At 70.6% G+C, this 14,106-nt stretch carries 13 protein-coding genes; 5 read left to right on the top strand and 8 right to left on the bottom strand.

Translation table 11 applies throughout. The features are described from left to right. Window positions 1-243 precede the first annotated feature (243 nt). Window positions 244-663 carry a hypothetical protein gene (locus tag KGQ19_RS42280; protein ID WP_212020131.1) on the top strand — a complete coding sequence of 140 codons (420 nt, stop codon included), beginning with the start codon at window positions 244-246 and terminating at the stop codon, window positions 661-663. Window positions 664-1,069: 406 nt separating this feature from the next. Next, window positions 1,070-1,609: a hypothetical protein gene (locus KGQ19_RS42275; RefSeq protein ID WP_212020130.1), complete on the top strand. Its 540-nt coding sequence runs from the start codon at window positions 1,070-1,072 to the stop codon at window positions 1,607-1,609. A 356-nt stretch (window positions 1,610-1,965) separates the two neighbouring features. Here KGQ19_RS42275 and KGQ19_RS42270 read toward each other — a convergent pair whose 3' ends face one another. The 4 genes from KGQ19_RS42270 to lepB form a co-directional block, all read right to left on the bottom strand. Next, window positions 1,966-2,688, bottom strand: a complete 723-nt coding sequence (locus tag KGQ19_RS42270; RefSeq protein WP_212020129.1) for a hypothetical protein — start codon at window positions 2,686-2,688, stop codon at window positions 1,966-1,968. A gap of 51 nt (window positions 2,689-2,739) precedes the next feature. Further along, on the bottom strand, window positions 2,740-3,030 hold the full coding sequence (locus KGQ19_RS42265) for a hypothetical protein (RefSeq protein ID WP_212020128.1): 291 nt from the start codon (window positions 3,028-3,030) through the stop codon (window positions 2,740-2,742). 100 nt (window positions 3,031-3,130) lie between these two features. After that, window positions 3,131-5,191: a phosphocholine-specific phospholipase C gene (locus tag KGQ19_RS42260; RefSeq protein ID WP_212020126.1), complete on the bottom strand. Its 2,061-nt coding sequence runs from the start codon at window positions 5,189-5,191 to the stop codon at window positions 3,131-3,133. Window positions 5,192-5,291: 100 nt separating this feature from the next. After that, window positions 5,292-6,320 (bottom strand): signal peptidase I, encoded by a 1,029-nt coding sequence (lepB, locus tag KGQ19_RS52360; protein ID WP_212020123.1) that lies wholly within the window; start codon window positions 6,318-6,320, stop codon window positions 5,292-5,294. Window positions 6,321-6,537: 217 nt separating this feature from the next. Here lepB and ppc point away from each other — a divergent pair, with 217 nt between their 5' ends. The 3 genes from ppc to KGQ19_RS42240 all read left to right on the top strand — a co-directional run bounded on the left by ppc (window position 6,538) and on the right by KGQ19_RS42240 (window position 10,040). Continuing rightward, window positions 6,538-9,297, top strand: a complete 2,760-nt coding sequence (ppc, locus tag KGQ19_RS42250) for a phosphoenolpyruvate carboxylase (protein WP_368862239.1) — start codon at window positions 6,538-6,540, stop codon at window positions 9,295-9,297. Window positions 9,298-9,377: 80 nt separating this feature from the next. Next, the gene (locus KGQ19_RS42245; protein ID WP_212020118.1) at window positions 9,378-9,584 is read left to right on the top strand and encodes a hypothetical protein; all 207 of its coding nucleotides are present in this window, start codon (window positions 9,378-9,380) and stop codon (window positions 9,582-9,584) included. 117 nt (window positions 9,585-9,701) lie between these two features. After that, entirely contained in the window at window positions 9,702-10,040 is a 339-nt protein-coding gene (locus tag KGQ19_RS42240) for a DUF1330 domain-containing protein (RefSeq protein ID WP_212020117.1), read from the top strand. An 8-nt stretch (window positions 10,041-10,048) separates the two neighbouring features. On the opposite strand, the gene KGQ19_RS42235 is transcribed toward KGQ19_RS42240, so the two are convergent. Genes KGQ19_RS42235 through KGQ19_RS42220 form a run of 4 tightly spaced genes read right to left on the bottom strand, consistent with a single transcriptional unit; the run spans window position 10,049 to window position 13,761 of the window. Next, a complete protein-coding gene (locus KGQ19_RS42235) occupies window positions 10,049-10,705 on the bottom strand; it encodes a response regulator (RefSeq protein WP_230420291.1) in 657 nt (218 codons plus the stop codon). 34 nt (window positions 10,706-10,739) lie between these two features. After that, on the bottom strand, window positions 10,740-12,029 hold the full coding sequence (locus KGQ19_RS42230) for a sensor histidine kinase (RefSeq protein WP_212020114.1): 1,290 nt from the start codon (window positions 12,027-12,029) through the stop codon (window positions 10,740-10,742). Continuing rightward, on the bottom strand, window positions 12,029-12,808 hold the full coding sequence (locus tag KGQ19_RS42225) for an ABC transporter permease (RefSeq protein WP_212020113.1): 780 nt from the start codon (window positions 12,806-12,808) through the stop codon (window positions 12,029-12,031). Before KGQ19_RS42225 ends, KGQ19_RS42230 begins: the two co-directional genes overlap by 1 nt. Further along, window positions 12,805-13,761, bottom strand: coding sequence for an ABC transporter ATP-binding protein (locus tag KGQ19_RS42220; RefSeq protein ID WP_212020112.1), 957 nt, complete (start codon window positions 13,759-13,761; stop codon window positions 12,805-12,807). The genes KGQ19_RS42225 and KGQ19_RS42220 overlap by 4 nt, the downstream gene beginning before the upstream one ends. Window positions 13,762-14,106: the final 345 nt, after the last annotated feature.

Below are 14,106 nucleotides of genomic sequence, written 5' to 3'. Positions count from 1 at the left end.
GTGCCGTGCCCGCCGCCGGTCCCGAACCCGTGCCCGCCCGGTGACCAGTGGGCCCCCGAGGCTCCGGCCGCGGTCACCCCGGCCGACGCCCAGGCTCCGGCCGCGGCGACCCCGTCCGCCGGCAGCGCCGTCGGCGGCCTGCCGGTCGTCGGCAGCGCCCTGGGCGGCCTGCTCTAACCGAACGCTGACGGGCCCGGCACCGAACCGCCGGGCCCGTGCTTGGAAGTCAAGGGAGTACCGACGTTGCGTACCCGGGCAATCCTCACCGCGACGGCAGCCGCCGCCGCGACGCTCGGTAGCGGCCTGGCCTCGGCCGGAACCGCTGCTGCGACGACCGCGCCGTTGACGACCCGGGCGCCGGCGACCGCACCGAAGGCCGTCCCGACCCCGGGCGTCCTGGCGGTCGAGAACGCGCTGAAGGTCGCCGACAACTGGTGTGTCGCCCCGGATGTGCTCCCGACCCCGAGCCACGTCTGCGACGACAGGGGCACGGACGGCGACGGCGTCCACGTCCTGAGCAACATGTGCCTCGTGCCGCTCTCGCTGGCCGGCGCACTGGGCTCCGGACCGCCGACCGCCGCCCCGTGCCCGACCGCCGCCGGCGGACCCGGGTTCGAACTCCTGCGCAACGTCTCGGTGGCGGGCGTTCAGACCACATTCTGACCGCCGCTCCCGACGCACTTTCCCCACTCCTCCCGGTACATGTCCAATCTTCGCCAGATTAGATTGTCACAGGAATCCGGCGGCCACCGTGCCGCCGGACGGCCCCGAACGGGTCACCAGAGATGGAATATCGCCGGTCGACAGCTCCGAAAGGTGCATTGCTCCGCACCCTCCAGAGTCGCCGAAACGACGATTGACCAGTTCAAAGCCAGAGTACGGGCAGTACGGAAAGTACGAAGAATGACGTCCAATGAATCACCCCAAACGTCTTTGACCATGCCGCTCCTCGATTGATATACGATTCTTCGGGAATGGCAGTATGGTTCAAAGCACCAAGGTGGCGGGCTTCGGTAACTCCGCCCGTCAGGTCAACACCGATCCACATCTAGCGGAAAGAACGATCAACATGGCATTTCTGAAGCACGCCACCGTTATCGCCGCGCTCGCCAGCGCGGGTGTCGTGGGCATGGCCGGCATCGCCTCCGCGGCGACCGACGACGCCTGGAACGGCGGCAGCGAGCACCACAAGGCCGGCGACAACAACGTCGGCCAGGGCGGCCTCATCCCCGTGAACGCGCTGAACAACGTCAACGTCGCCCCGAACCTGGGCTGCCTGGCGGACCACACCGTTCCGGACCTGACCGCGCAGGGCCTGGTCGGCCTGGTGCCGGTCGGCGTGAGCCTGAACCACCTGCTGGAGCACGCGAACCTGAACGTGCTCAGCAACGGCAACATCACCACCGACACCTACGACAACTCCTGCACCTCGAACCAGGGTTCGTCGCAGGCCGGCAACAACAGCCACGGCAGCGTGGGCGCGGGCGACAGCAGCAGCTCGCACGCCACCGGCAACGGCGCCGGCTCGCAGAACAACGGCGCCGGTGCCGGCGCCGGCGGCCTGGTCGGCTCCTCGGGCCTGCTGGGCAAGGGCGGCCTGGACCTCTAAAGGTCTGGCACCTCCTGGCGACGTCGCGGGCCGGAGTCCGCTCCGGCACCTTCCGAGCACGGCGGCGGGGCCTGATCTCCCCCGTCGCCCGATCGGGCGACAGCCAGACATCACTCGTCAGAGTGATTCGCAAGACAAACGAAAAGCCCCGCGGGTACGCGACCCGCGGGGCTTTTCCTATGTTCCGGCACCGATCCCGCCCTGGCCCGCGTTCGCCGGCCGGAGGTCCGGCGATGCGCTGCTCAGGTCACCGATTCAGTGGCCGGGCTCCGGCCCGCCGGGCGTCCCGACCCGGCGCGCCCGGACCCGGGACGGCCGTCCATCCGTCCCGGCGCCGAGCCCGTCTCAGGGCACTGTCAGCTCTTGGCCGCGCTCTGAGTGTCCTTCAGCGCGTCGCGCACCTTCTTGGCGTCCGCGACCGCCTTCTTGATGTCGTCCCTGGTGCCCTTGGCCGCACCGCTGACGTCCTTGACCGCCGCGGTCAGCGCCTTGCCGTCCGGACCGGGCTTCAGGGCCAGCAGGGCGGCGTCCTTGCCGTCGATGCCGGTGTCGCCGGCCTGGACCGCCGTGCTCAGGTCGGCCAGCAGGGCCTTGTTCGCCGCGGTGTCCGCCGCCGGGTCCTTGGCCAGCCGGTCGGCCAGGGCGTCGTGCACCTTCACCAGCCGGGCCAGCGCCGCGTTCTCGACGTCCAGCGCGTGCGTGAGGTGGACCTGCGGCACCACCAGCACGTAGACCCGGTAGTCGTCGACCATCGCCTGGCCGTCGGCCTTGACCGCGGCCGCCGTGGTCTCACCGGCCACCTTGGCCTTCAGCGCTGTCAGACCACTGACATCGGCGGACATCACCTGGGTGAGGGTGCCGCGCGCGGCGTCCGGCACGTCCTTGTAGCCGGTCAGTGCGCTCTGGAGCTTGCCCAGCGTGGTCAACCGGTCGGCGATGTCCTTGGTGACGGTGGCCTTGGCCTTGGTCAGCGCGGCCGGGCTGTCCGTGGCGGTCGCGGCGTTCGCCGGGAGGGCGACCGCGCCGACGGCGACGACGGCACCGATCGCGGCGACACTCAGACGGGTACGAAGAGACATGGATTCGCTCCTTGGAGATTCGAGGGGAGGTTCGCGGTCCGGTTCGCGGCCTCAGCCGCCGTCACCGGCGGTCTCGGTCGGCTCGGCCGAGCTCAGAGCGCCGTTGATGTCGGACAGCTGCTGGTCGAGCGAGAACAGGTCGCCGTCCGGGTCGTCCGGCACACCCTGGGAGTCGGTGCGACCGACACCGCTCGCGCCGGCGGCGCCGGACGTCGGGGTGGCTGTCACGCCCGCGCCGGCCGGGGTGGTGCCGCCGGTGCCGGCCGAGCCCTTGCCCGAGCACGCGGTCAGGGCGCCCGCACAGGCCAGGACGGCCAGGGCCGAAACGATTCTCGACTTCATGCTTCGATGCTCGCCCGGACCCGGTAAGCCCTCGATCAATAAGGGATGCGTAAAACGCCCCGGGGTCCGGACCCCGGGGCGTTTCGTCCTTCGCCGCCGGTCAGCCGGTGATGATCGCCGGGTCGCTGGCGCTGGGCCGGCCGTTCTCGACGTGCCCGGCGAACCGCCGCACGTACGCGGCGTCGTGGTCGGAGGTGACCGTGGCGTCGTACCAGCCGTCGGCCTCGGCGGCGTGCACGACGTGGGTCACGTGCTTCCCGGCGCGCAGCCGGTGGGTGGCCGCCGCGTCGCAGCCGTAGGAGTCGGTGACGGTCACGGTGACGTCGGTCGAGCCGGTGTTGGTCAGCGTCAGCTTCAGGTTCTGGCTGTGGCCCACGTGTTCGGCCACGACCTCCAGCCCGGCTTTCGCGGCGTCGCCCTTGAACTCGCGCAGGAAGCCGTTGGCCCCGCGCACGTCGTAGTCGTAGGCGCCGGCGAGCTTCCAGGAGCCGGCGATGTCCTGCCGCGCGCCGACCGTGTAGCTCCACGGGCCGGTCTTGTCAGTGGTCGAAGTCACCACGAAGGCCGCCCCGACCGCGCCGTGGCTGGCGAAGCCGATCCGCAGCGCCCCGCCCGCGATCCGGCCGTCCGCCGCCAGGTCGTACGGCAACGCGCGGGCGGGGCGCCGGCCGGCCTCCTGCTTCGGCATCGTCGCGTTCGCCGGCAGGGTCACGGGATAGCTGTTGTGCCGGGCGTGGTCCGGCGGCACATACGAGGCGGTGCTCGGCAGCGCCGGTACCTCGGTCTGGCCCAAACCGAAGTCGAAGGCGCTGGTCAGGTCGCCGCAGACGGCTCGGCGCCAGGGCGAGATGTTCGGCTCGTGCACGCCGAACCGCTGCTCCAGGAACCGGATCACCGAGGTGTGGTCGAAGGTCTGGGAGTCCACCCAGCCGCCCTTGCTCCACGGCGAGACCACGAACATCGGCACCCGCAGGCCCAGGCCGTAGGAGCCGGAATCGAAGCCGTGGCCGGCCGAGTAGTACTCGGTCGAGGTGTCCACCGTGGAGGCGCCGCCGACCGGACCGCCGGGGACGAACGGCGGGACCACGTGGTCGAAGAAGCCGTCGTTCTCGTCGTACATGATGAACAGCGCGGTCTTGCTCCACAGGTCCTCGTCCGAAGACAGGATATTGAGGACCTGTGCCACATACCAGGCGCCGTAGTTCACCGGCCAGTTCGGGTGCTCGCTGAAGGCCTCCGGCGCGGTGATCCAGGAGACCTGCGGCAGCTTGCCGTTCTTCACGTCCTGGGCCAGCAGGTCGAAGTAGCTCTGCCCGGCCGCGGCGTTGGTGCCGGTGCGGGCGTTCTCGTAGAGCGCGTCGCCGGGCTCGGCGTTCTGGTACTGGTGGAAGTACAGCACCGAGGTGTCGCCGTAGTTGCCGATGTAGGCGTCGTCGGTCCAGCCCCAGGAACCGTTCTTGTCCAGCCCGGTACCGGTGTCCTGGTAGATCTTCCAGGAGACGCCGGCGGCCTGCAGGCGCTCGGGGTAGGTGGTCCAGTCGTAACCGGCCTCGGCGTTGTCCAGGACCGGGCCGCCGGCCTTGCCGTCGTTGCCGGTGAAACCGGTCCACAGGTAGTAGCGGTTCGGGTCGGTCGAGGTCATCAGCGAGCAGTGGTAGGCGTCGCAGACCGTGAAGGCGTCGGCCAGCGCGTAGTGGAACGGGATGTCCTGGCGTTCGAAATGCGCCATCGTGCCGGGGCCCTTGGCCGGGATCCACTGGTCGTAGTTCCCGTTGTTCCAGGCCTGGTGCCCGCCGTTCCAGCTGTGGTCCAGGCCGTCCAGGAACTTCAGGCCGAGGTTCGGCACGCCGTCCGGCCGCCAGGGCAGGATCTCGTTGCCCGAGGCGTCGCTCTGGTGCCAGACCGCCTTGCCGTCGGGCAGCTTGGCCGGTCGCGGGTCCCCGAAGCCGCGGACCCCGCGCAGGGTGCCGAAGTAGTGGTCGAAGCTGCGGTTCTCCTGCATGAGGATCACCACGTGCTCGATGTCCTTGATGGTGCCGGTGCGCCGGTTCGGCGCCACGGCGGCAGCCCGGGCGATACTCGCGGTCAGCACCGGCATCGCGGACGCGGCGGCGATGCCGCCGGTGAGCTGGAGGAACCGGCGGCGATTCACTGCGGTCATGGAGGCAGACTCCTAGCGGGGGTCTTGGGGAGGGCTCCCAAAGTGTCCGCAGAGGACGAAGAACTCTCAACCACCGCCGGGAAAAAGTTCGCCGAATCCCCTACGAACCCGCCGGATGGTCGTCCCGCAGCCAGGACACCACCCCGACCACGTGTCCGACCACGTTCTTGGTCGGCACGAAGCCCGCGTTCCCACCCTTCTTCAGGTAGTTCCACGAGGAGTCGCCGGAGTGCTCGCGGTTGTCGCCGAGCACCCACAGGTAGCCCTTCGGCACGGTCACCTTGTAGATGCCGTTGTAACAGGGCATGCCGTTCGTCGGGCCGTTCATGATGTAGGACTCGCTGAGCGCGACACCGTTGCGGTACACCGGGCCGTTCTGGGTCTTGCACTCGATGGTGTCCCCGCCGACCCCGATGATCCGCTTGATCAGCAGGTCGTCGTGCTGGTCCGGCAGGATGCCGACGGCGGCCAGGACGTCCGGCAGGTTGATGGCGCCGGTGCTGCCGGTGGTGCTCTCCAGCCAGTTGTCCGGGTCGTGGAAGACGATGACCTGGCCCTGCGCCGGAGCGCCGCCGAACCAGCTGGACAGCTTGTCGACGAAGACCCGGTCGCCCTTGTACGTCGTCGGTTCCATCGACGGCGAGGGGATGTAGTACATCTGGACCAGGAAGGTCTTGATCAGCGAGGTCAGGGCCAGCGAGACCACCACATAGCCCAGGATCTCCAGCCAGGCCGGGATCCGGCGGCGCTTGACCTGCTTGGCGGCTCGTCGGCCGCCGCCCCGGCTGGGGACCGCCGCGGGCTCGGTCTCGTCGTCAGCGCCGACGGCACCGGTGACCGCCGGATCGGCGGTCGGGCCGAGGTCGGCGACCGGGTCGTAGCCGTTCCCGGTGCCGAAGCCGTTCTGAGCGCCGTAGCCCTGCTCCGCGCCGAAGCCGTGCTCCCCGTAAGCCTGCTCCCCGTAGCCCTGCTCCGAGCCATAGCCGGGCTGAGCGCCGTAGCCTTGCTGAGCGGCGTAGCCGTGCTCGGCGCCGAAACCGTCGCCGCCGCCAGACCTGCCGTAGCCGTCGCCGAAAGGCGGCTCCGGGGGCTGGGAGCCCACGGCCGCGCCGGGATCAGTAGCGGCCACGTGTGCCCCCGTTTCCAGTCCTGAGATATCGGTTCACTTTATGGCCGATCTCCGGGTCTAGGAAGGCCCGATGTTTCAGTCCGGTAACAAGTCCAGTAGCCGGACGGAGATCGGCAGGATTCCCGCCCCAGCTTAGAGTGGGCGGGAATGGGACGATCCAGCCAGGCATCAGGAGGCTCTTGTGTCCGCCGTACCGTCGCCCCAGTCCGACGACGCCGTGGAGACCGCGGCAGATAGCCCGAACGACCGCACCGCCCGCACCGCCGACGACGCCGAACTGCGCGCGGCCATCCGCCGCTTGGGGGACCTGCTGGGCCAGACCCTGGTCCGCCAGCACGGTCCGGAGCTGCTGGAGCAGGTCGAGGCCGTCCGCACCCTGGGCAAGCAGGGCGCCGACGTCTCCGAACTGCTCGCCGCGGTGGACCCCGGGCAGGCCATCAAGCTGGTCCGGGCGTTCACCGCCTACTTCAACCTCGCCAACACCGCCGAGCAGGTCCAGCGCGGCCGGGAGCTGGCCGCCACCCGCGCGGCCGAGGGCTCGTGGCTGGGCCAGGCGGTGGACCGGATCCAGGCCGCCGGCCTGGCCGGCACCGCCGCCGACGCGGTCCAGCACCTGTCGGTCCGGCCGGTCTTCACCGCGCACCCGACCGAGGCGGCACGCCGCACCGTGCTGGCGAAGCTGCGCAAGGTGGCCGAACTGCTGGAGGCCCCGCAGACCCCGGGCAACGAGCGCCGGCTGGCCGAGACCGTCGAGCAGCTGTGGCAGACCGACGAGCTGCGGATCACCCGGCCCGAGCCGGTCGACGAGGCCCGCAACGCCGTCTACTACCTGGACGAGCTGGCCGCGCACGCCGCCCCGGAGGTCCTGGAGGAGCTGGCCTTCGAGCTGCGGCGGCTGGGCATCGAGCTGCCGCTGACCGCGCGTCCGCTCAGCTTCGGCTCGTGGATCGGCGGGGACCGGGACGGCAACCCGAACGTCACCCCGCAGATGACGCTGGACGTGCTGGAGCTCCAGCACGAGCACGCGATCCGGACCGCGCTGGCCGCGATGGACTCGCTGCGCGAGCTGCTGTCCACCTCCGAGCGGATCGCCGCGCCGACCGCGGAGTTGCAGGCGTCGCTGGACGCCGATCTGGAGGCGCTGCCCGAGATCCCGGGCCGCTACAAGCGGTTGAACGCCGAGGAGCCGTACCGGCTCAAGGCGACGACGATCCGGCAGAAGATCATCAACACCCGGACCCGCATCGCCGAGGGCCGCCGGCACGACCCGCGCCGGGACTACCTGGGCACCGCCGAGCTGTTGCGCGACCTGTCGCTGATGCGCGATTCGCTGTACGCCGACCGCGGCGAGCTGATCGCCACCGGCGAGCTGGAGACCGCGATCCGCGCGATCGCCGCCTTCGGCCTGCACCACGCGGTGCTCGACGTGCGCGAGCACGCCGACGCCCACCACCACGTGCTGGCCCAGCTCTTCGACCGGCTCGGCGACCAACCGTGGCGCTACGCGGACCTGCCGCGCGAGTACCGGACCCGGCTGCTGGCCAAGGAGCTGGCGTCCTCGCGGCCGCTCTCGCCGCTGGGCCAGGTGCCGGCCGAGACCCTGCTGGACGCCGCCGGGGTGAAGACCTTCGGGGTGTTCACCGCGATCCGCACCGCCTTCGAGAAGTACGGTCCGGACGTCATCGAGTCCTACATCGTGTCGATGACCCGCGGCGTGGACGACCTGTTCGCGGCCGTGGTGCTGGCCCGCGAGGCCGGGCTGGTGGACGTGCACGCGCACACCGCGGCCATCGGCTTCGTGCCGCTGCTGGAGACGCCGGAGGAGCTGAAGGTCGCCGGCGCGATCCTGGACGAGCTGCTGTCCGACCCCTCCTACGCGGCGATCGTCGCGGCGCGCGGCGGCGTGCAGGAGGTCATGCTCGGCTACAGCGACTCCAACAAGATGGGCGGGATCTCCACCTCGCAATGGGAGATCCACCGCGCGCAGCGCGAACTGCGCGACACCGCGATGCGGCACGGCGTGCGCGTCCGGCTGTTCCACGGCCGCGGCGGCAGCGTCGGCCGCGGCGGCGGCCCGTCCCACGACGCGATCCTGGCCCAGCCGTGGGGCACGCTCGACGGCGAGATCAAGGTGACCGAGCAGGGCGAGGTCATCTCGGACAAGTACGCGATCCCGGCGCTGGCCCGGGAGAACCTGGAGCTGACGCTCGCCGCGACCCTGGAGGCCACGGTGCTGCACCGGGCGCCGCGCCAGTCCGCGGAGGACCTGGCGACCTGGTCGGCGACCATGGAAGAGGTGTCCGCGGCGGGCCAGGACCGCTACCGGGAACTGGTCGAGCACCCGGACCTGCCGGCCTACTTCTTCGCCTCGACGCCGGTGGACCTGCTCGGGGACCTGCACCTGGGGTCGCGGCCGTCCCGCCGCCCGGACACCTCGGCCGGCATCGACGGTCTGCGCGCGATCCCGTGGGTGTTCGGCTGGACCCAGTCGCGGCAGATCGTGCCGGGCTGGTTCGGCGTCGGCACCGGCCTGGCCGCGGTCCGGCAGAACCCCGAGTTCGCCGGAGTGGACTGGCAGGACATGTACGAGCGCTGGCACTTCTTCCGCAACTTCCTCGGCAACGTCTCGATGACGCTGGCCAAGACGGACCTGCGGATCGCCCGGCACTACGTCGAGACCCTGGTGCCGCGCGAGCTGCACCACTTCTTCGACACCATCACCGAGGAGTACGAGCGCACGGTCGCCGAGGTGCTGCGGATCACCGGCGAGTCGGAGCTGCTGGGACAGAACGAGACGCTGGCCCGGACGCTGCGGGTGCGCGACATGTACCTGGACCCGATCTCCTACCTTCAGGTCTCGCTGCTCAAGCGGCAGCGCGAGGCGGCGAAGGAGGGCCGGCCGGTGGACCCGGATCTGGCGCGGGCGCTGCTGCTGTCGGTGAACGGCATCGCCGCCGGGCTGAAGAACACCGGCTGAGCCCCGGCGCCGCGGGCCCCGAACCGGGCCGACGGCCCGGAGGTAACGAAAGCGGGCGGCGTCTGTGGACGCCGCCCGCAATGCTCGTGAAGCCGCTAAAGGCTTTCAGCTCTTATCTGATCGATGCGTCGTACCCCTCGACGCTGCCACTGACCCGCGCGACGCGGCGCTCCCTGCCGCGCTTGAACAGCCCCGACACACAGATCCCCACGACCGCGGCGGCGATGAATCCGTTCAGGACCATTCCCAACGACGACGACATCCACAACTCCCAGGTTAAGCGCTGAATCGGCCCCTCCCGTGGGTCACGAATGTATTACCCCCGAGGTAATCGCGCCAGGTGTCACGGCCCTGCGAACCTTGATCTCGTCAGCGAATACGACAGCTTGAGGAGACCAGAAGAGATGACCGCCTACGCACTGGCCCACGTCCGGTCCGTCGAACTCTGCCCGGACATAGTGGAGTACCTGGAACGGATCCAGGCGACGATGGATCCGTTCGGCGGGCACTTCGCCTTCCACGGCGGGCAGAAGGACGTCGTGGAGGGTTCGTGGGACGGGGACATGATCCTCATCGAGTTCCCCGACCTGGAAGCCGTGTGGGCCTGGTGGGCCTGCCCGGAGTACCAGGAGATCAAGCACCTGCGGACCGATCACATGGTGGCCGACATCGTGCTCTTCGAGACGTTGGCCGAGGGGTACCAGGTCGGCGAGACCGCCGCGAAGCTGAAGACGCTTATTTGAGCGGGCGGCTATGTGAGCAGGCCGCGCTTGTACGCCTCGCCGACCGCGGCGGCGCGGTCGCGGACGCCGAGCTTGGCGTACGCGTGCAGCAGGTGCGTTTTGACCGTGGCCTCACTGATGAACAGTTGGCGGGCCGTCTCGCGGTTGGTGGCACCGGAGGCGACCAGGCGCAGGACTTCCAGTTCACGGTCGGTCAGCGCCTCGCCGGCCGGCCCGGCGCTCGGCGTGGGGGCCTGGACCCGGGTCATCAACCGCCGCGCGACGGTCGGCGCCAGCACCGGCTGACCCGCGGCGGCGGCCCGGACGGCCCGGATGAGGTCTTCGCGCGGCGCGTCCTTCAGCAGATAACCGGTGGCCCCGGCCTCGATCGCGGGCAGGACGTCGGATTCGGTGTCGTAGGTGGTCAGAACCAGGACCCTGATATCAGGCTGGTCGGCCCGCAGCCGGCCGATGGCCTCCACCCCGCCCATGGTCGGCATCCGCAGATCCATCAGGATCACGTCGGGGCGGGACTGCGCGGCGCACACCAGGGCCTGCGCCCCGTCGGCGGCCTCACCGACCACCTCGAAGCCCTCTTCCCCGTCGAAGACACCGCGCAGGCCGTCGCGGACGATCGGATGGTCGTCCACGATCAGCAGTCGAAGGGGAGTCGAGTCAACGGGCATGCGGTCCATCATCCCCGCTCAGCTCCGCCGGTTCTCAACCGGCCACCGCTGCCACCGGGGCGGCCCACGCACCGGTGGCCACCATGGTCCCGGGTGTGACGCCGAGCACCGGACAGCCGGGGGCCGGGACCGCCGCGCTGATCGCGGTCCCGTCGCCGGGCTCGCTCTCGACGGTCAGCGTCCCGCCGATCTGCCCCAGCCGCGAGCGCATCGCGGCCAGCCCGTAGCCGGTGCCGTTCGCCGACGGTCCGGCGGCGGCCAGTCCGGCGCTGTCGAAGCCGGATCCGTCGTCGACGACGTCCAGCACCACCACATCCGGCGTGTAGGACAACGTCACCCCGACCCGGGCCGCGCCCGAGTACTTGTCGGCGTTCGCCAACGCCTCCTGTGCGGCCCGGAACAGCACCACCTCGACCTCCGGCGGCAGCGCCACGGCCTCGCCGCTGACCTCGACCCGGGCGTCGATCCCGGCGGTCCTGGACCACGCGGCCGTCAGTTCGGCCAGGGCCTCCGGCAGTTGGGCGACGGCCAGCGGCCCGGGCCGCAGCGCCTGCACCGACCGGCGCGCCTCGGCCAGGCTCTCCCGGGCCAGCTCGCGTGCCAAGGTCAGGTGGTGCTGCCGCTTCTCCGCGTCCTCGCCGAACCGCTCCACGACCTCCAGCTGCCGCACGATGCCGGTCAGCCCCTGTGCGATGGTGTCGTGGATCTCCCCGGCCAGCCGCTGCCGCTCGTCCATGACGCCGGCCTCCCGGGCCTGCGCCACCAGCTGTGCGTGCAGGCCGGCGTTCTCCTCCAGCATCTCGTGCAGCCGCTGGTTGGCCTCGGCCAGCTCCCGGCGGTGGGCGTCCTCGGCCGTGCCGGCGACCGTCATGGACCCGGCGATCATCCCGTTGACCAGGAACAGGATGACGTAGAAACAGATCCCCAGGCCGTGGATGTTGTGGACGCCGCCCATCTGGCAGGCCGCCATGGCCGCTGCGGTGCCGCCGACCCCGACCAGGTTCCACCGCCCCGGCAGGATCTGGGCGTGCAGGTAGCCGATGACGGCGAAGAACCCGAACAGCGGGCTGATCACCACCAGCGTCCCGACCAACGCCAGCAGGCCCACGTAGTAGACCACCGGGCGCCACCCGACGGGAGCGCGGTCCCGCGCCTCCTGCATCCACAGGGGCATCCCCCAGAGCAGCCACAGCGCCGCGACGGTCGAGACCCCGACGGCCACGGCGTAGAACGCCGTGGTCTTGGGCCCGACGATCAGGGCCAGCGGCACAGAGATCGCCAGCCCCGCATACGGTATCCACCGCTGGATAGTGGCCGTTTCCATTACTCCCACTTGAAGACTCGGGCCGCCGCCAGCGCGCCGACCGCGGTGTAAGCGGCCAGGACCGCCAGATGCTGCCAGGCCGCCCCGCTGCCGGACCAGGTGTCCACGATCGCGCCGTACGGCACGAATCCGCTGATGTCGCGCAGCACATGCGGCATCGACTGCAGCGGAACGTAGACCCCGGCGAAGAAGAAGTTCAGGATCATCGTAGGCACTCCGAACGCGGTGGCAACCCCGGCGGACGGCGCGAGTGCCGAGATCAGGAGTCCGAGCGCCAGCAAAGCCGTCGTTCCCAGTACATAGGACACCAGCATCAGCGCGGGGTTCGCCGGCAGCGTGGCCCCGAACCCGACCACCCCGATCAGCACCACCGCGGCCGCCGTCGCGGCGGCGGTCGCCGCGATCACGGTCACCTGCGCCGCGAGCAGTCCGGCGGCCGGCACCGGCGACACCGCCAGCCGCCGCAGCACCCCGCGCTCCCGCAGGTCGGCGAACGAGACCGGCAACGCGGTGAAGGCCGTCAGCACCGAGGAGAGCATCGCGAAGGTGGGCACGTAGACGTCCAGCGTCGTCCTGCCGCCGAGCGAGGCCGACGGCTTGCCGAACGCCGGGATCACGCCGAAGACGATGATCAGCGCCACCGGCAGGGCGATTCCGGACAGGACGATCGCGGGTTCCCGCCGCAGCAGCCGCGCCTGGGTGCGGACCAGCGTGCGGAATCCGTTGCCGGTCATACGGAATTCGGGGAGCAGGCGTGGCGAGGCGGTGCTGGCGCTCATCGGGTCTCCTCAGAGGCGGTGCGGCTGGTGGGGTGTGGGCCGTCCGACGGGCCCGGGTGGCTGGTCAGCGCGATGAAGGCGTCGTCCAGGCTGTTCTGCTCGACCCGCAGTTCGGCGGCGATGATCTGGCGACGGGCCAGGAAGGCGGTCACCGCGCCGATCACCTCGGAGTTCCCGGCGACCTCCAGGTACGCGCCGTGCCGCTCGACGCTGCTCACTTCAGGCAGCGCCAGCAGCAGCGCGTCCTGGACCGGCGCCGACGGCCGGAACCGCATCCGCTGCCCCGCCGCCGCCCCGTACGCCGCCAGCCCGGCCGGCGTGTCCACGGCCACCACCCGGCCGGCGTCGATGATCGCCACCCGGTCGCACAGCCGCTCGGCCTCCTCCATGAAGTGGGTGACCAGCAGCACGGTGACCCCGGCCGCACGGACCTGCTCGACCATCTCCCAGGCCGTGCGGCGGGCGTGCGGGTCCAGCCCGGTGGTCAGCTCGTCGAGCACCACCACGCGCGGATTGCCGACCATCGCCAGGGCCACGGCCAGGCGCTGCTTCTGGCCGCCGGACAGCTTGCCGAAGCGGGCCGTGGCCTTGTCGGTCAGCTCCCACTGCGCCAGCAGCCGGCCGACGTCGGCCGGCTCGCGGTAGAAGGACGCATACAGCTCCAGCGCCTCACGCACCTGGATCTTCGCCGGGAGCTGGCTCTCCTGCAGCTGCACGCCGAGCACCTGCCGCACGTCCTCGCGGTCCAGCCCCGGGTCCAGCCCCAGGACCCGGACGGCCCCGGCATCCGGCGACCGCAAACCGCTGATGCACTCCACGGTCGTGGTCTTCCCGGCGCCGTTCGGCCCGAGGATCCCGAAGATCTCCCCCTCACCGACCTCGAAGGAGATATCGGCCACGGCGGTGGTGTCGCCGTATGTCTTCTTGAGGTTCCGTACCTCGATCGCTGGCATGCCTCAAGAATCGCCCCGCGGCCCCGGTCGGCGGATCGACCGGCGAGCTCGTTCCGGGCGCCGATCAGGTGGAGACCGGGCATCCACCGATCGGTGGATGGGAGTCAGTGCCCAGAGGGCGGATTGTGACAATTTGCGGTACACGGAACCGTAGCTGACCTCTGGAACGAGCGAAACGGTCCAGGAGCAAGCATGGCTAGTACCGCTTCAGGCAACCCTTGCCCGGTATTTCGCGACGGGTCGGTCGCCGAACGGGATCGGTTTCCGGCTGGTGCTGCGGGATTCTGGGACTGGGACTGGGACTGGGACTGGGGCTGGGACTGGAGGTGGAGGTGGAGGTGGAGG

Source organism: Catenulispora pinistramenti (genome assembly GCF_018274385.1).
Taxonomy (GTDB): domain Bacteria; phylum Actinomycetota; class Actinomycetes; order Streptomycetales; family Catenulisporaceae; genus Catenulispora; species Catenulispora pinistramenti.
The sequence above is the reverse complement of the archived record's forward strand: the minus strand, read 5'-3'. Positions and strand labels throughout refer to the sequence as shown.

Excerpts from the sequence above, each read along its gene's own strand:
- KGQ19_RS42275 (WP_212020130.1), top strand. The coding sequence starts at position 1,070 with ATGGCATTTCTGAAGCACGCCACCGTTATCGCCGCGCTCGCCAGCGCG.
- KGQ19_RS42270 (WP_212020129.1), bottom strand. The coding sequence starts at position 2,688 with ATGTCTCTTCGTACCCGTCTGAGTGTCGCCGCGATCGGTGCCGTCGTC.
- KGQ19_RS42265 (WP_212020128.1), bottom strand. The coding sequence starts at position 3,030 with ATGAAGTCGAGAATCGTTTCGGCCCTGGCCGTCCTGGCCTGTGCGGGC.
- KGQ19_RS42260 (WP_212020126.1), bottom strand. The coding sequence starts at position 5,191 with ATGACCGCAGTGAATCGCCGCCGGTTCCTCCAGCTCACCGGCGGCATC.
- KGQ19_RS42245 (WP_212020118.1), top strand. The coding sequence starts at position 9,378 with ATGCTCGTGAAGCCGCTAAAGGCTTTCAGCTCTTATCTGATCGATGCG.
- KGQ19_RS42240 (WP_212020117.1), top strand. The coding sequence starts at position 9,702 with ATGACCGCCTACGCACTGGCCCACGTCCGGTCCGTCGAACTCTGCCCG.
- KGQ19_RS42235 (WP_230420291.1), bottom strand. The coding sequence starts at position 10,705 with ATGCCCGTTGACTCGACTCCCCTTCGACTGCTGATCGTGGACGACCAT.
- KGQ19_RS42230 (WP_212020114.1), bottom strand. The coding sequence starts at position 12,029 with ATGGAAACGGCCACTATCCAGCGGTGGATACCGTATGCGGGGCTGGCG.
- KGQ19_RS42225 (WP_212020113.1), bottom strand. The coding sequence starts at position 12,808 with ATGAGCGCCAGCACCGCCTCGCCACGCCTGCTCCCCGAATTCCGTATG.
- KGQ19_RS42220 (WP_212020112.1), bottom strand. The coding sequence starts at position 13,761 with ATGCCAGCGATCGAGGTACGGAACCTCAAGAAGACATACGGCGACACC.